Annotated in this window: 21 protein-coding genes and 1 other RNA gene; 9 read left to right on the forward strand and 13 right to left on the reverse strand. The window is 68.1% G+C overall.

Annotation, left to right across the window (positions count from 1 at the left end):
• The coding region (locus tag ACFE7F_RS09490; RefSeq protein ID WP_375403613.1) for a histidine phosphotransferase family protein at positions 1-532 on the reverse strand (532 nt) is incomplete at its 3' end.
• 9 nt (positions 533-541) lie between these two features.
• Positions 542-988, reverse strand: coding sequence for a Mov34/MPN/PAD-1 family protein (locus ACFE7F_RS09495; protein ID WP_375403614.1), 447 nt, complete (start codon positions 986-988; stop codon positions 542-544).
• Between the two features lie 11 nt (positions 989-999).
• Here ACFE7F_RS09495 and ACFE7F_RS09500 point away from each other — a divergent pair, with 11 nt between their 5' ends.
• Positions 1,000-1,944 (forward strand): RluA family pseudouridine synthase, encoded by a 945-nt coding sequence (locus ACFE7F_RS09500; protein ID WP_375403615.1) that lies wholly within the window; start codon positions 1,000-1,002, stop codon positions 1,942-1,944.
• Positions 1,945-2,003: 59 nt separating this feature from the next.
• On the forward strand, positions 2,004-2,909 hold the full coding sequence (gene rpoH, locus ACFE7F_RS09505; RefSeq protein ID WP_375403616.1) for an RNA polymerase sigma factor RpoH: 906 nt from the start codon (positions 2,004-2,006) through the stop codon (positions 2,907-2,909).
• 62 nt (positions 2,910-2,971) lie between these two features.
• On the opposite strand, the gene ACFE7F_RS09510 is transcribed toward rpoH, so the two are convergent.
• Positions 2,972-3,723 (reverse strand): IS5 family transposase gene (locus ACFE7F_RS09510; protein WP_375403617.1). Its coding sequence is split into 2 segments (ribosomal slippage): positions 2,972-3,403 and positions 3,406-3,723, totalling 750 coding nucleotides; the frame shifts between segments, so codons are not numbered across the junction.
• Positions 3,724-4,058: 335 nt separating this feature from the next.
• Here ACFE7F_RS09510 and ACFE7F_RS09515 point away from each other — a divergent pair.
• Both ACFE7F_RS09515 and mtgA read left to right on the forward strand, forming a co-directional pair.
• Positions 4,059-4,904, forward strand: a complete 846-nt coding sequence (locus ACFE7F_RS09515; protein ID WP_375403618.1) for a nidogen-like domain-containing protein — start codon at positions 4,059-4,061, stop codon at positions 4,902-4,904.
• Positions 4,905-5,034: 130 nt separating this feature from the next.
• On the forward strand, positions 5,035-5,712 hold the full coding sequence (gene mtgA / locus ACFE7F_RS09520) for a monofunctional biosynthetic peptidoglycan transglycosylase (protein ID WP_375403619.1): 678 nt from the start codon (positions 5,035-5,037) through the stop codon (positions 5,710-5,712).
• 146 nt (positions 5,713-5,858) lie between these two features.
• On the opposite strand, the gene ACFE7F_RS09525 is transcribed toward mtgA, so the two are convergent.
• From ACFE7F_RS09525 to ACFE7F_RS09555, 7 genes are all read right to left on the reverse strand, one after another.
• Positions 5,859-6,182: a YbaB/EbfC family nucleoid-associated protein gene (locus tag ACFE7F_RS09525; protein ID WP_375403620.1), complete on the reverse strand. Its 324-nt coding sequence runs from the start codon at positions 6,180-6,182 to the stop codon at positions 5,859-5,861.
• Positions 6,179-7,828, reverse strand: a complete 1,650-nt coding sequence (locus ACFE7F_RS09530; protein WP_375403621.1) for a DNA polymerase III subunit gamma/tau — start codon at positions 7,826-7,828, stop codon at positions 6,179-6,181. The genes ACFE7F_RS09525 and ACFE7F_RS09530 overlap by 4 nt, the downstream gene beginning before the upstream one ends.
• 356 nt (positions 7,829-8,184) lie before the next feature.
• An RNA gene (gene ffs / locus ACFE7F_RS09535) (signal recognition particle sRNA small type) lies at positions 8,185-8,277 on the reverse strand.
• Positions 8,278-8,314: 37 nt separating this feature from the next.
• Positions 8,315-9,247 carry a Na/Pi cotransporter family protein gene (locus ACFE7F_RS09540; protein ID WP_375403622.1) on the reverse strand — a complete coding sequence of 311 codons (933 nt, stop codon included), beginning with the start codon at positions 9,245-9,247 and terminating at the stop codon, positions 8,315-8,317.
• Positions 9,248-9,380: 133 nt separating this feature from the next.
• Positions 9,381-9,686, reverse strand: a complete 306-nt coding sequence (locus tag ACFE7F_RS09545) for a 2Fe-2S iron-sulfur cluster-binding protein (RefSeq protein ID WP_375403623.1) — start codon at positions 9,684-9,686, stop codon at positions 9,381-9,383.
• Positions 9,683-10,780, reverse strand: coding sequence for a cysteine desulfurase family protein (locus ACFE7F_RS09550; RefSeq protein ID WP_375403624.1), 1,098 nt, complete (start codon positions 10,778-10,780; stop codon positions 9,683-9,685). Before ACFE7F_RS09550 ends, ACFE7F_RS09545 begins: the two co-directional genes overlap by 4 nt.
• Positions 10,777-11,853 (reverse strand): cysteine desulfurase family protein, encoded by a 1,077-nt coding sequence (locus ACFE7F_RS09555; protein WP_375403625.1) that lies wholly within the window; start codon positions 11,851-11,853, stop codon positions 10,777-10,779. The genes ACFE7F_RS09550 and ACFE7F_RS09555 overlap by 4 nt, the downstream gene beginning before the upstream one ends.
• An 89-nt stretch (positions 11,854-11,942) precedes the next feature.
• Between ACFE7F_RS09555 and ACFE7F_RS09560 the strand changes: the two genes are divergently transcribed.
• Complete coding sequence (locus ACFE7F_RS09560; RefSeq protein ID WP_375403626.1) at positions 11,943-12,599, forward strand: alpha/beta hydrolase; 657 nt, start codon at positions 11,943-11,945, stop codon at positions 12,597-12,599.
• 93 nt (positions 12,600-12,692) lie between these two features.
• Here ACFE7F_RS09560 and ACFE7F_RS09565 read toward each other — a convergent pair whose 3' ends face one another.
• The gene (locus ACFE7F_RS09565; protein WP_375403627.1) at positions 12,693-12,872 is read right to left on the reverse strand and encodes a hypothetical protein; all 180 of its coding nucleotides are present in this window, start codon (positions 12,870-12,872) and stop codon (positions 12,693-12,695) included.
• Positions 12,869-13,831 carry a threonine/serine dehydratase gene (locus tag ACFE7F_RS09570; RefSeq protein ID WP_375403628.1) on the reverse strand — a complete coding sequence of 321 codons (963 nt, stop codon included), beginning with the start codon at positions 13,829-13,831 and terminating at the stop codon, positions 12,869-12,871. Before ACFE7F_RS09570 ends, ACFE7F_RS09565 begins: the two co-directional genes overlap by 4 nt.
• A 137-nt stretch (positions 13,832-13,968) precedes the next feature.
• Here ACFE7F_RS09570 and ACFE7F_RS09575 point away from each other — a divergent pair, with 137 nt between their 5' ends.
• The 4 genes from ACFE7F_RS09575 to ACFE7F_RS09590 all read left to right on the forward strand — a co-directional run bounded on the left by ACFE7F_RS09575 (position 13,969) and on the right by ACFE7F_RS09590 (position 17,120).
• Positions 13,969-15,192, forward strand: a complete 1,224-nt coding sequence (locus tag ACFE7F_RS09575; protein WP_375403629.1) for a type III PLP-dependent enzyme — start codon at positions 13,969-13,971, stop codon at positions 15,190-15,192.
• 204 nt (positions 15,193-15,396) lie between these two features.
• Complete coding sequence (locus ACFE7F_RS09580; protein ID WP_375403630.1) at positions 15,397-16,449, forward strand: deoxyhypusine synthase; 1,053 nt, start codon at positions 15,397-15,399, stop codon at positions 16,447-16,449.
• Positions 16,450-16,506: 57 nt separating this feature from the next.
• Complete coding sequence (locus ACFE7F_RS09585) at positions 16,507-16,932, forward strand: MAPEG family protein (RefSeq protein WP_375403631.1); 426 nt, start codon at positions 16,507-16,509, stop codon at positions 16,930-16,932.
• Positions 16,932-17,120 carry a hypothetical protein gene (locus tag ACFE7F_RS09590; RefSeq protein WP_375403632.1) on the forward strand — a complete coding sequence of 63 codons (189 nt, stop codon included), beginning with the start codon at positions 16,932-16,934 and terminating at the stop codon, positions 17,118-17,120. Before ACFE7F_RS09585 ends, ACFE7F_RS09590 begins: the two co-directional genes overlap by 1 nt.
• A gap of 1 nt (position 17,121) precedes the next feature.
• On the opposite strand, the gene ACFE7F_RS09595 is transcribed toward ACFE7F_RS09590, so the two are convergent.
• Positions 17,122-18,426, reverse strand: coding sequence for a methyl-accepting chemotaxis protein (locus ACFE7F_RS09595; protein WP_375403633.1), 1,305 nt, complete (start codon positions 18,424-18,426; stop codon positions 17,122-17,124).
• Between the last annotated feature and the right edge of the window lie 67 nt (positions 18,427-18,493).

The raw sequence follows: 18,493 nt of genomic DNA on the forward strand, positions 1-18,493 counted from the left end.
CACCGTCCTCGCCCGCGCCTTCGCCCTCCACGAGCATGCGTCGCAGCGCGGGGTCTAGGATAATGCGCTGACCCTCGAGCTTGATGACGATCTCCGCGCCGGCACCGGCCCCGTTCTGCTCCGCACCCACATGCAGGCTCCCGCCGCGGACGAGCGCGTCGGCGGCGACCAGCACGAGGTTCAAAAGCACCTTGGTCGCGGGCTTCGAGAGCGTCGGCTCCTCGACGAACCAGCCGAGTTCCAGCCGCTTATTGTCGGCGACGAGGCCGCGCACGGCCGCTTGCGTCTCGCGCGCATCCACCGCATCGCCGAAACCGCCGCCCGCGCCGAACGCCAGTCGAAAGAACTTCAGCTTGTTCGCCGACACGCGCGCGCTCTCGCCGAGCAGGTCCATGCAGCGCTCGCGCATCGCCGGATCGGTCTCGTCGGCGAGCAATTCGAGACCGTTGTTGAGCGCGCCAACCGGCGACAGCAGGTCGTGGCACAGACGCGAGCATAGGAGGCTCGCGAGATCGACCGGCGTGACGCTCATGGGTAATCCTCAACGACGAACGGGGTCCTCTGGCGAAGGGGGACCTTCGATGCAAGCGAACGCCACCGGATCGAACCGGCCGTGGCGCTCGCCCGTGGGCACGGCGCGCCATAGCAGCAACTCGTCTGCGCCGACGATGAGCCATAGCCAGCCGTTCGGCTCGGCGGCGGCCGCGTCGCGCGGCGACGGGTCGGGCGAACCGGACGGATGCGAGTGGTAGCAGCCGATGATCGCGGGGCCGCCGCTCCGCTGCGCGCGATGCGCGGCGAGCAGCTCGGCGGGATCGATCTCGAAGACCGAGCGGGAGTCGGCGGCGACATTTCGGGCGGACTGGTAGGCGGCGACGGTGTTGGCGGTCCCGAACAGCAGGCCGCATACCTCCCGGGTCGGCGATGCGGCCGCCTCCGCCTCGATCGCACGAAGCAACGTCGTTGATATGCGGACAGGCGACGTCATATCGGGTCGCAGTGGAACGGGGGTCGGTCATCGAGGCGCGCATCGGCGTCGAGGGCGCGGGCGTCCGGCTCGACCGCGCGCTCGCGGATGTCATCCCGGCTCTCTCGCGCGAGCGGATCAAGGCCTTGATCGGCGAAGGTGCGGTGAGCAGTCTGGGTAAGATCGTATTTGACGTGTCCCGCAAGGTTCAGCCGGGCGACGCCTTCACTGTGGCGGTGCCCGAGGCGACGCCCGCGACGAACGCCGCGCAAGCCATTCCGCTGGTCGTCATGCACGAAGACGAACACCTCATCGTGATCGACAAGCCCGCCGGGCTGGTCGTGCATCCGGCCGCGGGCAACCTGGATGGCACGCTCGTCAACGCGCTGCTGCATCATTGTGCCGGTCGGCTGTCGGGGATCGGCGGCGTCGCGCGGCCGGGGATCGTGCACCGGATCGACAAGGATACGTCCGGGTTGATGGTCGCGGCCAAGACCGACCGGGCACATGAAGGCCTGGCCAAGCAGTTTGCGGCGCACACGATCGATCGGCGGTACCGGGCGATCGTCGGGGGCGTGCCGCGCCCGGCGGAGGGAACGATCGACGCCCCGCTCGCCCGTTCGCCCGCCGATCGCAAGAAGATCGCGGTCGTCGCCGGCGGCAAGCGCGCGGTCACGCATTACCGCACGCTTGAACGGCTGCGCGGCGCGGCGCTCGTCGAGTGCCGGCTGGAGACGGGGCGCACACACCAGATTCGCGTACATTTCGCATCGATCGGCCATGGATTGCTGGGCGACCCGGTCTATCGACGATCCAAAGGCGGTGTCGACCTGGCGACCGCGCAACTTGGGTTTCATCGACAATCGCTTCATGCTGCTTTATTGGGGTTCCAACACCCTGTGACGGGCGTGTCCATGGCCTGGGAGAGCAGCTGGCCGGACGACATGCAGGAACTGTTCAGCCACCTTCACGTATAGACTAGCGATCGTTCGCGTGGGTGCGCGCGAGCGTTCCTCCATTCAGCGGAGATAAGATCATGGCGGCGAGAAGCAACGTACCGGCGACGATCCCGGCGCTCGGCACCGAGCAGAGCCTCAACCGCTATCTGGCGGAGATCAAGAAATTCCCGATCCTGCAGCCCGAGCAGGAATATATGCTCGCCAAGCGGTTCGCCGAGCACGGCGATACGGACGCGGCGGCGCAGCTGGTCACGTCGCACCTGCGGCTCGTGGCCAAGATCGCCATGGGTTACCGCGGCTACGGCCTGCCCACGTCCGAGCTGATATCGGAGGGGAATATCGGGCTGATGCAGGGCGTGAAGAAGTTCGAGCCGGATCGCGGCTTCCGCCTGGCGACATACGCCATGTGGTGGATTCGCGCGTCGATCCAGGAATATATCCTGCGGTCGTGGAGCCTCGTGAAGATGGGCACCACCGCGGCGCAGAAGAAGCTGTTCTTCAACTTGCGTCGGATGAAGTCCAAGCTCGACGCGTTCGAGGACGGCGATCTGCGCCCGGCCGACGTGACCAAGATCGCGACCGATCTGGGCGTGGCCGAGAGCGACGTGGTGTCGATGAACCGGCGCATGGCGATGGGCGGCGACACGTCGCTCAACGTCTCGATGCGCGAGGACGGCGAGGGTCAGTGGCAGGATTGGCTGCAGGACGACGCGCCGCTCCAGGACAAGGTCGTCGCCGACGCGCAGGAAGCCGACGTCCGCCACGGGATGCTGGTGGACGCGATGGGCGACCTGAACGACCGCGAGAAGCATATCCTGACCGAGCGCCGCCTGACCGACGATCCCAAGACGCTGGAGGAGCTGAGCCAAGTCTACGGCGTCAGCCGCGAGCGGGTCCGCCAGATCGAAGTGCGCGCGTTCGAGAAACTGCAGAAGGGCATGATGCGCCTCGCGGGCGAGAAGCGGATGCTTGCGTTGGCGTAAATACAAACGATCGGTGATCCGGACTCGCCGTGGTTCGGATGATGCTTAGGGTCCAGACTCGTTCACATCCAGAATGCGAGGGCTGCGGCGAGCGCCACGCCTGACAGGTAGTTTCTGGCGAGCTTGTCGTAGCGGGTGGCGACGCGCCGGAAGTCCTTGAGACGGCAGAACGCGTTCTCGATGAGGTGGCGACCGCGGTAGCGTTCCCGGTCGTAGCGCACGGCGCGCTTGCGGTTGGACCGGCCGGGGATGACCGGCACGACGCCCACCTGGCGAAGCGAGCGCCGAAGCGGATCGGCATCGTAGCCTTTGTCCGCGAGCACGTAGCGGGCGCGGCCCATGCGGGCCAGGAGCTCGGGTGCAGCCTTCACGTCCGCAACGTTACCCGGCGTCAGCAAGAGCGCGTATGGACGGCCGATGACATCGGTGAGCGCGTGGACCTTGGTCGTCCAGCCGCCGCGCGAGCGGCCGATCGCCTGCGCTTTAGCCCCCTTTTGCCGCCAAATGCGGCGCGTTGCGCCTTGACGTAGGTGCTGTCGATGGACGTGCTCCGCGTCACCGCGCCCGCATCCACCAAAGCATCGAGCAGCTTGAGCCAGAAGCCCCGGTTCGACCACCTGTTGAACCGGTTGTAGATCGTCGTCGCCGGCCCGTACTCAGGCGGGCAGTCGCCCCAGCGGCAGCCGGACTTGAGCACGTGGAAGATGCCCGAGATTACCCGCCGGTCGTCCACACGCCTCGCCCCGGGCTGGTTCCTGGGCAGGTGAGGCTCCACCGCCGCCCACGCTTCATCCGACAACCAAAACAGCGCCATGGATCACCTCCATCAGCCCCGCCCCACGCCGCTGAATCAGAAAACCCAGCCCGCCTCAAGCCGCTGATTGAGTTTGGACCCTAGTGCGCCACTCTTGATCAGGGTGGCGCATTTTTTTTGATGACGCAGAGTACGATGCTCTACCCTCGTCAGCAAGTCTTCGACATTCCAAATACTTGTCGCAAAGTTAAAGAGTGAACAACGCAGATCACTCCTCTTCCCAAACATATGATTTTAGGGTAGGTACCGTACCTTAAGTGAGTTGGCGTCCCTGACCGGACCGGGCTTATTATCGGTGGGTCCTATTTGATCATAATCAAACAGGGAGTTGATCGATGAGCAAGCTTTTAGCGTACGCCATATCGGGATTTTTTGCAGTCGCTCCGATCGCTTCGGCGCAGGCGCAACGAGTAGATCCGGGGTTCAGAAGCAGTACGCTGGCGCGCAATGATGATGGTTTCACCTCGAACCTCTCGCTTGGATTTTCTGCCAATTATTTTGGTACAACCTACACCGACACATTCCTGAGCAATAACGGTTATCTCACCTTCAACTCCGGCCAGAGCACCTTCACCCCACTAGGGCTCGGTGCGGGTTATTCCGGGCAGCCCATCATCGCCGCTTTTTTCGCGGACGTGGATACCAACAATCTGTCCAGCGCGCTCGCGGCTTATGGCACGGGAACATACAATGGCCGCACCGCTTTCGGAGCGACTTGGGACGGGGTCGGCTATTTCAACTCGAAAGCCGACAAGCTCAATTCATTCCAGATCATCCTGGCCGACCGGTCGGACGTCACGGCGGGCGACTTCGACATCTATCTGAATTACGACCGGATCCAGTGGGAGACGGGAGATTTCAACGGAGGCGTTCTGGGTCTTGGCGGTAATTCCGCGGCGGTAGGGTTCAATGCAGGCAGCGGCAACGCGCCGGGTACGTTCTTCGAGCTTCCGGGCTCGCGCGCGCCGGGCTCGTTCCTCGACGGCGGGTCGGACTCGCTGGTCAGCGGCACCAACAACGGCAATCCCGGTCAGTATCTCTTCGCCGTGCGCAATGGCCGGATCGATCCCATTCCAGCTGTGCCGGAGCCTGCGAGCTGGGCGATGATGATCGTCGGCTTCGGCGCGGTCGGCGGCGCCATGCGGCTGCGGCGAACGACGGTGCGGTTCGCAAACGCCTGAGTGCTCTCGGGGCCGCCGCTCGCGGTGCGGGCGGCGGCCTTGCTTGGTCGACGGACCGGTCGTGGTCGAAACGGAGGAGCACCGCCCCGGGCGGGATTGAAGCGGGCGGCGGGTGCGATAAGAACGAGCGATGCTTGGCCCTGTTCGATGGTTGTTGAAGATCGTGCTGGTGTTGATCCTCGGCTCGCTCGGGTGGGTCGTGCTCTACCGCTTCGTGCCGGTACCGGTCACGGCGACGATGGCGGGCGATCTGTTCGCCGGACGCGGGATCGACAAGGATTGGACGCCGCTCGGCCGCATCGACCCCGACATGGCGCGGGCGGCGATCGCGGGCGAGGACTCGCGGTTCTGTGCGCATGACGGCTTCGATTATCGCGCGATCATGGGCGCGGCGGCGGCGAATGCGCGGGGCGGGCGCATCCGGGGCGGATCGACGATCAGTCAGCAGACGGCGAAGAACGCGTTCCTGTGGCAGGGCGGCGGGTTCGTCCGCAAGGGGTTGGAGGCGTGGTTCACCGTGCTGATCGAGGCGCTGTGGCCCAAGCGGCGGATCATGGAGGTGTACCTGAACATCGCCGAGACCGGGATCGGCACTTACGGTGCCGAGGCGGGAGCGCGGCGGTATTTCGGGCACGGCGCGGGGACGCTGTCGCCGACCGAGGCGGGGCGGATCGCGGCGGTGCTGCCGCTGCCCAAGAAGCGCGCGGCGGTGGCCCCGAGCGGGTTCACGCGGCGGCACGGGGACCGGCTGGCGCGGCAGGTGGGCGTCGTGCGACGGGAAGGGTTGGATCGGTGTTTGCGGGAGTAAGCTCCCTCTCCCGCTTTTGCGGGAGAGGGAGAGACGTGGCGAAGCCGCGGCGAGGGTGAGGGGCGGGCCTTTCCGGGAGAGGTCCGCCCCTCACCTTGGCGCTTCGCGCCTGTCCCTCTCCCGCGAAAGCGGGAGAGGGTTTTATATTAAAAGGGTAATTTGAACCCTGGCGGCAGCGGGATGCCGGCGCTCATCTTGCTCATCTCCTCGCCCGATTTGGCGTCGGCCTTGGCGCGGGTGTCGTTGAAGGCGGCGACGATCAGGTCCTCGGCCATCTGCTTCTCGGAGGGCTGGAGCAGCGACGGGTCGATATCGATCGCGATGATCCGGCCCTTGGCCGATGCGCGCATCTTGACCAGGCCGCCGCCGGACTGGCCCTCGACCTCGATCGTATCGAGGTTCTCCTGCGCCTTGGTCAGCTCGGCCTGGACGTTCTGCGCCATGGCCATGATCTCGTCTAGGTTGTTCACTGTGCTACTCCTCGTGTCCAGTCGATCAGCTCGGCTTCCGGGAACGCCTCGAACGCCGCCTTGACGAGAGGACTATCGAGGACGGCCGCGCGTTCCACTTCCTCGGCGGCCTTGGCCTGCTCGCGCAAGGTGGGTCGTCCGGGCGCGTCTTCCACCAGCACGCGCCACGTCCGGTCGGTGATGCGACGAAGCGCTTCGGCAAGTTCCTTGGCCAGGTCGGGCGGAAGCGGGCGCGCGCTGCTCAGCACGAGCTCGGGCGCGGCGTAGCGAACGACGCTGGCATTGTGGGTCAGCCGGGCGGCGAGCGCGTGCTCCCCAGCCCCTTCCAGCGCCGCGACCAGCGCGGGGAAGTCGGCGGGGAGCGTGTTCACGGGCTCCGGCGGCACAGGTACCGGCTCGGGAGCGGCGGGCGGGCCGGAGCTCGCCGACGCAGGTGGGGCGATCTCACCCGACATCATCCGCCGCGCGAGTTCGCCCGGGTCGGGAAGCGTGGAGGCGTGGACGATCCGGAGCAGCGCCATCTCCGCCGCCTCGATCGGGAGCACCGCGCGCGCGACCTCGTCGTGACCCTTGAGCATGAGCTGCCAGAGCCGGTGGAGCGCGGGGAAGGACAGCCGCGCCGACCAGTCGGCGTAAGCGGCGGCCTCCTCGGCGGGTTGCGCCAGGTCGGGCGCCGCGCCGACCTTGGCGAGGGTGACGCCGTGGACGGTCTCGAGCAGCGAGCGGAGGACGCCCTGCGGATCGACGCCCAGATCGTATTGCCGCCGCAGCAGCGCGAGAGCGCCCGGGCCGTCGCCGCCCAGCACCAGTCCGAGCAGGTCGCGCACTGCGCCGCGGTCGGACAGGCCCAGCATCTCGCGCACCGCATCGGCTGTGACGATGCTCCCCTCCAGATCGGCATGCGCGATCGCCTGGTCGAGGATCGACAGGCCGTCGCGCGCGGAGCCCTCGGCCGCGCGGGCGATCAGCGCGAGCGCCTCCGGGTCGGCGGAGACGCCTTCCTTGCGGCAGACCTCGGCGAAGTGGTGGCCAAGCAGCTCGGCGGAGATACGGCGCAGGTCGAAGCGCTGGCAACGCGACAGCACGGTGATCGGCACCTTGTTCACCTCGGTCGTGGCGAACAGGAACTTGACGTGCGCGGGCGGCTCCTCGAGCGTCTTCAGGAGCGCGTTGAACGCGTTCTTGGACAGCATGTGGACCTCGTCCACGATGTAGATCTTATAGCGCGCGGTGACGGCCGAATAGCGCGACGCCTCGATGATCTCGCGCACGTCGTCGACGCCGGTGTGCGACGCGGCGTCCATCTCGATCACGTCGATATGGCGGCCCTCGGCGATCGCGCGGCAGGGCTCGCACACGCCGCACGGGTCGATGGTCGGGCCGCCCTCCCCGTCCGGTCCGATGCAGTTCAGCGCCTTGGCGATCAGGCGCGCGGTCGAGGTCTTTCCGACACCGCGCACGCCCGTCATCAGGAACGCGTGGGCGAGCCGGTCGCGCTTGATCGCGTTGCCGAGCGTGCGAACCATCGCGTCCTGGCCGATCAGCTCGGAGAAGGTTTGGGGGCGGTATTTGCGCGCGAGGACGCGGTAGGGGGCGGGCGCGGTCGCGGGCTGGGGCGGGTCGCCGAGATCGAAGGTGGTGGCCATCAGCGGGGGCGGACGCGAGGAAGTTGAACAAAGTTGACGCGTGGACATGCGTTCTGGCGGGCTCGGCCGTGATTCGACGGGGGCATGAGGGAGACCCTGGCGGAAGCAGAAGCGGTAGGACAGGGGTTTGTTTGGGGATCTTCCTACCCTCGTCACCCCGGGCTCGACCCGGGGTCCCGCTTCTTCTTGCGACGGCGGACGTAAGCGGGACCCCGGATCAAGTCCGGGGTGACGAGGAAGGAGAAGCGGTGAGAGTGGCCGCGTCCCGGCAAAGCCGTGACGTCGATCGTGGCGGTGCCACGTCGGCCGCGCTTGGGCGTCTCGACGCCAGCTTTGCTGGCGGCGTGCGCCCGGCGCGGTGAGAGCCGGACGACCCGCGACGAAATCGTTGCGGCTGCTTCCTTCCGGACCTGACCGGGTTGGCGACGGCCACGCCCGTCCGACTCTCGGGCGGGCCTATGCCCAGCACGGTATTGAAAGGCAAGATCAGGCGGTCGCGCGTTCGGGCAGGATCGCATCGAGGGCGCGCGCGGCGGTACGGACGAACGGGAGCATCACGAGCGCGCCCGCGACGTTGAACAGGACGTGGGCGTTGGCGATCTGCTGGCCCGTGTTGTTCGCGGTCGCCCGGCCGAAGCTCGCGAGCGCCTCCACCAGCGCGACGCCGAGGAGGACGGAGGCGATATTGAACAGGAGGTGGAACAACCCGACCCTGACGGCCGCGCGCGAGCGGCCGGCGACCGCGACCAACGTGTCGGCGCAGGTGCCGATCTCCGCGCCGAGCATGATCGCGACGCCCGCCGGCAGGGTGATCAGCCCGCCGCCCGCGAGCGCGATGACGATGCCGAGCGTGGCGGAGGAGGACTGGATCGCGACGGTTACGGCCGCGCCCGCGAGCACGCCGAGCCACGGGCTCTCCAGCCGCCTCAGCCACGCCGTCACCTCCGGTCGTTTCGCGAGGGGAGCAGCGGCGTCGCCGATCAGGTGCAGGCCGAACAGGACCATGCCCAGGCCGAGCAGGACGGAGCCCCACCGCTTCGTCGCCTCGCCCCTGGCGAGCGCGCCGAGCAGGAACCCGATCGCCATCGGCACGGGCGCGAACGCGTCGACGTTCCAGGCGAAGAGCTGGGAGGAGAAGGTCGTGCCGATATTCGCCCCGAGCACGACGGGGAGCGCATGCGCGAACGGGATCAGCCCGGCGTCGACGATCGCCACCAGCATGATGATGACGACCGAAGACGAGTCGAGCGCGATCGTGGCACCGACGCCCGCGCCCACCCCCGCGATCCGGTTCGCCGAGGCGCGGTGCAGGACGTCGCGCAACCGGTCGCCGCCAGCCTCGCGCAGCGCGCGGGCGAGCAGGTCGACGCCGAATACGAACAGGACGAGCCCGCCGAGCATCGCCATTCCGGTCGACAACCATGGGATCGCGCTCGGCGGCGGGGCCGCGGACGAGAGCAGGGGCGCGCAGCAGGCGATATGGCGTCGGATCGGCTCGGCCTCCGGATCGGGCCCCCGCCCTGCGCCGGGCGCGTGACGGTCTCGTGACCCGTCAGGGTAGTCGTACGCTCATGCCGTCCAGATCCGCGTTCAGTCGTATCTGGCAGGCGAGACGGCTGGTCCGGGTCGCGTGGAAGGCGAGGTCGAGCAGTTCCTCCTCCTCCTCGGTCGCGGATGGCAATCGGTCGAAATCGGCGGGGTCGACGATCACGTGGCAGGTCGCGCACGCCATCTGGCCGTCGCAAGTGCCTTCGAGAGGCTGGCCGTCAGCTTGGGCGACGTCGAGCAGGCGTACTCCGTCGGTCCCTATCGCTTCGCGCGCGGAGCCGTCCGGGGCGACGAAGCGCACGCGGATCATGCCGCGATCCGCTGCGCGTCGGCGGCCGCGTGGATTCGGTCGATCGCGGCGAGCAGTTCGTGTTCGGTGGTGTGGCGGCCGAAGCCGAGCCGTATCGACGAGCGCGCCTCCGCGTCGGACAGCCCGATCGCGCGGAGGACGTGGCTGGGCCGGCCGGAGCCGCTGGCGCAGGCGGACCCCGCAGAGAATGCGGTGTCGCGCAGCTCGGACATGACGCGCGCCACGTCGAGGCCGGGCCGGTGGACGTTGAGGTTGCCGGGATAGCGGTACTCGGCCGATCCGTTCAGGGTCCACCCCGCACCGAGGCGTGCTCGCGCGGCCGCGAACAGCGTCCGCACATGCGACGCGTCGGCTTCTTGGCAGTCGCGCATCAAACGCGCGGCCACGCCGAAGCCGGCGCAAAGGGCGGGGCTGAGCGTGCCCGACCGGCCCGGCTCCTCCTGCCCGCCGCCATGGAGCAGGGGCGCGAGCTTCACGCCGTCCCTGATCCAGAGCGCCCCGACGCCCTTGGGGCCGTGGATCTTGTGCGCGGAGACCGCGACCAGGTCGCAGGCGGCGGGGATGGGTATGCGGCCGTACCCCTGAACCGCGTCGCACAGGAACAGCGCGCCCGCCTCGTGCGCGAGGGCGGCCAGCTCGGCGATCGGTTGGATCACGCCGATCTCGTTGTTGACGAGCATCGCCGCGACTAGGCCGGTGCCGGGGCGGATGGCCGCCTCGGCTCGGGCGAGATCGACGATGCCGTCCGGGCCGACGGGCAGGATCGTCGTCGGCCGTCCGCTTGCGGCGACGGTGTCCAGCACGGCGGCGTGTTCGGTCGCGAGCGTGATGATGGGGCCGCCCCCTTTATCTTCAGGCGTGCCCTTGATTGCCCAGTTCAGCGCCTCGGTTGCGCCGCCGGTGAAGGCGAGCCGGCCGCCGGGCGGCAGGAGCTCCGCAACCCGGTCGCGCGCGACCTCGACGGCCGCGCGGGCGCGGCGGCCCTCGCGGTGCGGCGAGTGCGGGTTGGCGTGCTGGTCGCGGAGCCAGGGGAGCATCGCCTCGAACGCTTCGGGCGCGAGCGGAGTCGTGGCCTGATAGTCGAGGTAGGTCATGCCGCGATCCGGCGGGCAGTGCGGGCGATGTCGCGCCAGACGGCGACGGCGGCGTCGATCTCGGCCTCGGTCGTGTCGCGGCCGAAGCTGACGCGGACGACCTCGCGCCCGGCCTGTTCGGTCCAGCCCATCGCGCCGAGCACGTGGCTGGGCTTCATGCTCCCGCTCGAGCAGGCGCTGCCCGCCGACACGGCGATGCCGGCCAGGTCGAAGCGGATGAGCTGCGCCGCGCTCGCGACGCCGGGCATGCGGTAGCTGCCGATGGCGGCATGGCAGGGCGAGCCGTCGCCGACCACCTGCCCGCCCGACCGGCGGACCGCATCGTCGAGCCGCTCGCGCATCGCGGCCCATTGCTCGACCGGCTCCGGCTCGGCGAGCGCGGCGGCGTAGCCGAGCGCGGCGGGGAGGTTCTCGGTGCCGGCGCGGTAGCCGAATTCCTGACCGCCGGTGGGGGACAGCGTGCCGAGATCGCGGACGAGCAGCGCGCCGACGCCGGGCGGGCCACCACGCTTGTGCGCGGAGAGCGCGACGAAGTCGGCGTGTTCGGCTACGTCCGGGTCGATCCCGGCGGGCATCTGCGCGGCGTCGATCAGGAGCAGATGGCTGGCGGCGTGGACCTGGCTTGCGATCGCGGCGATCGGCTGGCGCACGCCGGTCTCGCTGTTGGCCCATTGCACCGCGACCAACGCGCGACCGGGATCGGCCAGCGCGGTGGCCAGTCCGCCCCCCGCTACCCGGCCGGAGGGGTCGACGGGCAGGATCCGGGCCTGCCCCGCCGCGCGGAACACCGCGTCGTGCTCGACCGCGGTGATCGCCACGCGGTCGGCGGTCGAACGCCCTAGCGCGACGGCCAGCGACTCGCTCGCGCCGCTCGTGAACAAGGTCGACCCGCGCCAGCCATAAGCTGTCGCCACGGCCGCCCGAGCGTCCTCGAGCGCGCGTCTGGCCGCCCTGCCCTCGCCGTGCGGCGAGCTCGGGTTGGCCCACGCCACCAACCCGTCCGCCACCGCGCGGATCGCGGCGGGACGGGGTGGCGTGGTCGCGGCGTGGTCAAGATAGATGCGGGTGGGCAAGCGCATGGTTCCAAAATGGCGGTTTACGGCTATATGGCGCGCATTAGCGGCGGTTCATCCGCCCTGTCCGATATAGTCAGGTCCCATCCATGCCCGAAGTCATCTTTCCCGGCCCCGAAGGCCGTTTGGAGGGGCGGTTCGCCCCCGCTCCGCGTCCGCGCGCCCCCGTCGCGATGATCCTCCACCCGCACCCGTCATCGGGGGGCACGATGAACAACCGGATCGTCCAGGAGCTGTACAAGACGTTCCAGCGGCGCGGGTTCGCGGTGCTGCGCTTCAACTTTCGCGGCGTGGGCAAGAGCCAGGGCGTGTTCGACAACGGCGTGGGCGAGCTGTCCGACGCCGCCTCCGCGCTCGATTGGGTGCAGAGCTTCCACCCGGAGGCGCAGACGACCTGGGTGGGCGGCTTCGGCTTCGGCGCGTGGATCGGGATGCAGCTGCTGATGCGGCGGCCGGAAATCCGGGGTTTCATCTCGATCGCGCCGCCCGCGAACCTGTTCGACTTCACCTTCCTCGCGCCTTGCCCTGCGTCGGGCATCATCATCCAGGGGGAGCATGACGAGGTGGTGACCGCGGGGCCGGTGCAGAAGCTAGTCGACAAGCTCAGGACGCAGCGGCACATCACGATCCATCACGATACGATCCCGAAGGCGAACCATTTCTTCGAGCAGGAGATGCCGCAGTTGATGGGGAGCGTGGATAAGTACCTGGATATGCGACTCGCGCCTGACTCACCCATAAGATGAGCTGATGCGCTAACCTGAACAGGCGCGAGCGGCCGGCGGTGCTCCCGGCACCGTCCGACGGAATGGGCTTTGCCCATGCCTGCCCCGCCATGCCTACAGCGTCCAGATCAGGACGTTCGCGAACAGCACGACCGCCATCACCAGCATCAGCGTGCCCTTGCGCACGTCCCGCCGCTTGACGACCAGCAACCCGCCCCCGGTCAGGAATGCAAAGCATGCCAGCATCGCGATCGCGGGCGCGGCGGCGGCAATGCCGGTGAGCGCGTCGGTCATGCCGCCAACATGCGCGCATAGGCGGCGGGGTCAATGTTCCCGCCCGACAGCAGCACCAGCATCCCCGGTTCGGGCGTGATCCGCCCCGTGAGCAAGGCGGCTAGCGCGACCGCGCCACCGGGCTCGATCACAAGCCGAAACCGCTCGGCCGCCCAGCGTTGCGCGGCGGCGGTCTCCGCCTCCGACACGGCCACGCCGGTCACGCCCCTTCGCGACAGCACGTCGAAGGTGAGCGGCGAGACGCGCAGCGTCTGGAGCGAGTCGCAGGCGGTCGGCGGCGGGTTCGGGCCGACCGGCTCGATCCATCCCGCCTCCAGCGAGCGGCGCATATCGTCCCAGCCTTCCGGCTCGACCACCGTCATCCGCGCATCGGGCAACGCGAGCGCGAGGCCTGCCGCGAGCCCGCCGCCGCCGCACGGAGCGACGACGTGCGTCGGTTCGGGCAGGCCGGCGCGCGTCATCTGCGCAGCCGCCTCGACACCGGCGGATCCCTGCCCCTCGATAATCCAGGGATCGTCGAAGCTGGGGACCAAGGTCGCGCCGCGCGCCTCGGCCAGCCGCGCCGCGATCCCCTCGCGACTCTCGGTGGCACGGTCGTAGCCGACGACCTCCGCGCCCAGCGCGAGCGTGGCGTCGCGCTTCACCGCGGGCGCATCGTGCGGCATCACGATCGTGGCGGCCATCCCCAACCTGCGCGCGGCCCAGGCGACGCCCTGCGCATGGTTGCCCGAGGAAAAGGCGACGACGCCGCGCGCCCGCGCGGCTTCGTCGAGCGCGGTCAGCCGGTGCCACGCGCCGCGTATCTTGAACGCGCCCATCGGCTGGAGCGACTCGGCCTTGAAGGCGATGGTCACGTCCTTGATCTCACACGTGAATAACGGCGTCGCGGGCAGGATCGCGGCTATCTTGGCGGCGGCGTCGCGAACCCCAGCGCGGGTCGGTTGTCGCAAAAACGTCATTTTTAAGGGCCCGGGCATAATAGCCACTTTACATGGGGGTCCCCCCGCCATATTTCGCATCCCGCTGCCCCATGGGACTTCCAACCGCAAGGCAGTTTTCGAACCGTATGCCGCGAGGCAATTGGAGGTCCCTTGATTTGCACCATCATTCTGCGCTGGGGTTAGCGACGACCCATTCGACTGCCGTCCCCTCGGATGGTTTCGACATCGCCAAGCGTCGCCCGGTTCAGCCGGTGACGCTCGTTCGCCCCCACGCCGCCGAGCGTGCGGCCCGGTTCTTCGCCGAGAAGTTCCCGGGACGCTCGATCTATGCGGTCAAGGCGAACCCGTCTCCCGACCTGCTCCGCATCCTGTGGGACGCGGGCGTGACGCATTACGACGTCGCCTCGATCGTCGAGGTGCGGCTCGTACGACGCACGTTGCCGGGCGCGACCTTGTGCTTCATGCACCCGGTCAAGGCCGAGGAGGTGATCGCCGAGGCGTACCGCGATCACGGCGTCCGCGTCTTTTCGCTCGATTCGGAGGAAGAGCTCGACAAGATCGTCCGCGCGACGGACCGGGCCGACGACCTGACGCTGTGCGTCCGGTTGCAGGTGTCGTCCGACTATTCCAAGCTGAGCCTGGGCGCGAAGTTCGGCGCGTCGGGCGCGGAGGTGAAGCCGTTGCTGATGGCGGCGCGGCAGGCGGCGGATGCGCTGGGCATCTGCTTCCATGTCGGCAGTCAGGCGATGACGCCCGACGCCTACTCGTTCGCGATGGAGCGGGTGCGCGCGGCGATCGTCGAGGCGGCCGTCACGGTCGACGTCGTCGATGTGGGCGGGGGTTTCCCCTCTTCCTACCCCGGCATGGAGCCGCCGCCGCTGCAGCGGTATTTCGACGTGATCCACCGCGCGTTCGAGAGCCTGCCGGTTTCGTACTCGGCCGAATTGTGGGCGGAGCCGGGCCGCGCGCTCTGCGCAGAATACAGCTCGATCGTGGTGCGCGTGGAGAAGCGTCGCGGGACCGAGCTGTACATCAACGACGGCGCGTACGGCGCGCTGTTCGACGCGGCTCATATCGGCTGGCGGTTCCCCGTCACGCTGCTCCGCGAACCGGACAGCCGGGCGCGGGACATGGCGTTCTCGTTCTACGGGCCGACCTGCGACGATCTGGACCGGATGGCGGGGCCGTTCCTGCTGCCGGCCGATGTGCAGGCGGGCGATTACATCGAGATCGGGATGCTGGGCGCGTACGGTTCGGCGATGCGGACCGCGTTCAACGGGTTCGGATCGGACGAGACCGTGGTGGTCGAGGACGAGCCGATGGTGTCGATGTATGCCGAGGCGGAACGCCGCGTGACGGGCAACGTCGTCAAGTTGTAACGCCCGAGGCTCAATAACCATCCGTTCGCCCTGAGCTTGTCGAAGGGTCGTTCTTCTCGCTGGCAGTGAAGAAGAACCATGCTTCGATAAGCTCAGCACGAACGGGATGGGGTTACCGACCTCCTTACGAGTTGAGCCCTGCGCTCGCATTGGGTTTCCGCGTCCCCATAAACGACGGCGGGTCTAGAACGAACGGACCTGTATATGAACGACCTTACCCCCAACGACACCCGCAAGGCGGAACTGCTGTCCACGCAGGTCGAGCATATCGACATCACGAAGTTCGACGCGCGGCCAATCGTCGATGCGATGAAGAAGATGTCGTTCACCAGCCGCGACCTCGGCCGTGCGACCGATATCTACAACCAGATGCTGGCCGACAAGGACTGCACCATCTTTCTCGTGATCGCCGGATCGACAAGTGCCGGCGGATGCATGGATCTGTATGCCGAGCTGCTGCGCAACAATATGATCGACGGCATCGTCGCGACCGGCGCGTCGATCGTCGACATGGATTTCTTCGAGGGCCTCGGCCACAAGCACTACCAGGCGCTGGAAGTGCCGGACGACGACACGCTGCGCTCGCTGCTGATCGACCGGATCTACGACACCTATATCGATGAGGAGCAGCTTCAGCACGTCGATCACACGATCTTCGAGATCGCCGAGACGCTGGAACCGCGGCCCTATTCGAGCCGCGAGTTCATCCGTGAGATGGGCAAGTACCTGGTCGAGCACGGCAAGAAGGAGAACAGCCTCGTCAAGCTCGCCTACGAGCATGACGTGCCGATCTTCTGTCCGGCGTTCGTGGACAGCTCGGCGGGCTTCGGTCTGGTCAAGCATCAGGTCGATGCGGTGAAGGCGGGCAAGCCGTATATGGTGCTCGACGCAATCGCCGACTTTCGCGAGCTGACCGAGATCAAGATCAAGGCGGGCGTTACGGGCCTGCTCATGATCGGCGGCGGCGTGCCCAAGAACTTCATCCAGGATACGGTCGTGTGCGCCGAGATCCTGGGCCATGACGACGTGCAGGTGCATAAGTATGCCGTCCAGATCACCGTCGCCGACGTGCGCGATGGTGCCTGCTCGTCCTCGACGCTGCAGGAAGCTGCATCGTGGGGCAAGGTGAATACGGGCATCGAGCAGATGGTGTTCGCGGAGGCCGGATCGGTGATGCCGCTTCTGGCGTCTGACGCGTACCACCGCGGTCTGTGGAAGGACCGCCCGGTCCGCCGCTGGGGCAAGACGTTCGACTGAGTTGCGCATCCGACGCGGATGACTAAGCCTCCCCCGAGCAACCGGGGGAGGCTTTTCATGGACCGTTCAATGCTGCAGCCGGTGGTGGCCCTGATCGCCTGGTCGTTGGTGATGCTCGCCTGGATGGTCGTCGTCCGGCTACCTGCGATGAAGGCGGCGGGCGTCGATCTCGGCAAGGCGCGGGGCGGTCGGCCCGGCGCGCTCGACGGCGTGGTGCCGGAAAAGGCGCAATGGCCCGCGCACAACTACATTCACCTGATGGAGCAACCCACGCTGTTCTACGCGGTCGTATTCGTCATTCACCTGACGGACACGGGTGCGGGGCTGAACGCGATGCTGGCGTGGACCTATGTCGCGTTGCGCATAGCGCACAGCTTGGTGCAGGCGACCTTCAATCGCATTCTGGTGCGTTTCGTCTTGTTCGCGTTGTCGACGGTCGTGTTGATAGCGCTGGCGCTCCATGCGGCGATAGCGGTATTCTAATGGCCAAGGACAAGGAAGTATTCGAGCGTCATCGCCAGCCCTGGACGCCCGACGAGCTTCAGAAGCTACATCAGTTCGCCAAGAAGGGCATGGCGCTCAAGGCCATTTCAAAGGCGCTCAAGCGGTCGGAGGAGTCGACCAAGGACCGCGCCAAGCAGGACGGTCTGGCGATCGCCAAGCTGCGTTAAGTCACGCGGCGGCGAAGCGCACGAACTCGTCGGCGCGGCCATGGAGTTTGGTCGCAGCGCCCGCCAGCGACCGCGACAGATCGCGCAGCGCCTGCGCGTCGCCGCCCAAGGCGGCGGCGTCCTCGCTGATCGCGCCGACGCGGCGGCCGACTTCGCCGCTGACATCTACCGACTGCGCCACCTCGACCGCGATCGCGCGCGTCGCTTTCGCCTGCGCGTCCAGCGCGTCGTCGATGGCGAGCGACGTCCGGCCGATCGCATCCATCGCCGCTTCGATCTCGTGATGGCCGCCGATCACGTCGGCGAGCACGCGGTGGCCGGTCGCGATCCGGTCGGCGATGCCTTTGGCCGCGTGTCCCGTCTGGCTGGCGAGCGTCTTCACCTCCGACGCGACGACCGCGAACCCGCGACCCGCCTCGCCCGCGCGCGCCGCCTCGATCCCGGCGTTTAGCGCCAGGAGGTTGGTCCTGGACGCGATCTCCTGGATCAACCGCAGCATGTCGTCGATCGCGCCCGTCGAGTCGGCGAGCGCGGTCATGCGGTCACCCGCCGCCTGCACGGTTCCGGTCGCCTGCTCACGGATCCGCCGCGCGTCGGCGGTGGCGGTCGCGATCCCGCCGAGCGTGCCGGTCAACTCGCGTCCGCGCGCGGCGATCTCGCCCAAGGCGGCGGCGGTCTCGTCCGCCCCGATCGCGGCGGACGCGGCGTCGATGCTGGTGTCTCCCGCCCGCGCGCCGAGCTGGCGCGCCAACGCGTCGACTTCCGCCGAAACGCGCGACAGACCGGAAACCAGGGCGGAGACATCGCCGGAGAAGGCGCGGCCGGCCGTGCCGATCCGCTCCATGCGGGTGGTGCGCTCGCGGGCGAGCTCCGTCTCGCGCGTGGCGGCCATCCGGACGATGTCGCGCGCGTCGAGCGCCCGCGCGAACCGCCCGTCACGCGTCAGGATCAACCCTTCGGCGCCCGGCGCGGCCGCGTAGGCGTCGAGCAGTCCGGCCTCGGCGGTCGCGCCGTCGACTTGCGGACACGACAGGATCAGCCTTTCCAGCGAACCGCCGAAGGACGGGTTCATCATGAGCGCATGCCCGTATGGGTTGAACAGGATGGAGCGGACATCCAGCTCGCGGATCGCGCCGACGGGTCGGTCGTCGCGGTCGACCACCGTCAGCAGCCGCATGTCGGGCCGGGCGCGAAACCGGTCGATGACGTCCACCAGCCGCGCATCGCGCGCGATCGACAGGCGCGCGCCGGTCGGATCGGACGCCGTGGAAGCGCCGGGGCGGAAGTGCGTCGGATCGAGGAACATGGGTTTCGATTAGTGGGGAGGCGGTAAATGCCGGGTTAGGGTTGTGTTACCGCACGACGACAACGTT

Source organism: uncultured Sphingomonas sp., from assembly GCF_964235535.1.
GTDB lineage: Bacteria > Pseudomonadota > Alphaproteobacteria > Sphingomonadales > Sphingomonadaceae > Sphingomonas.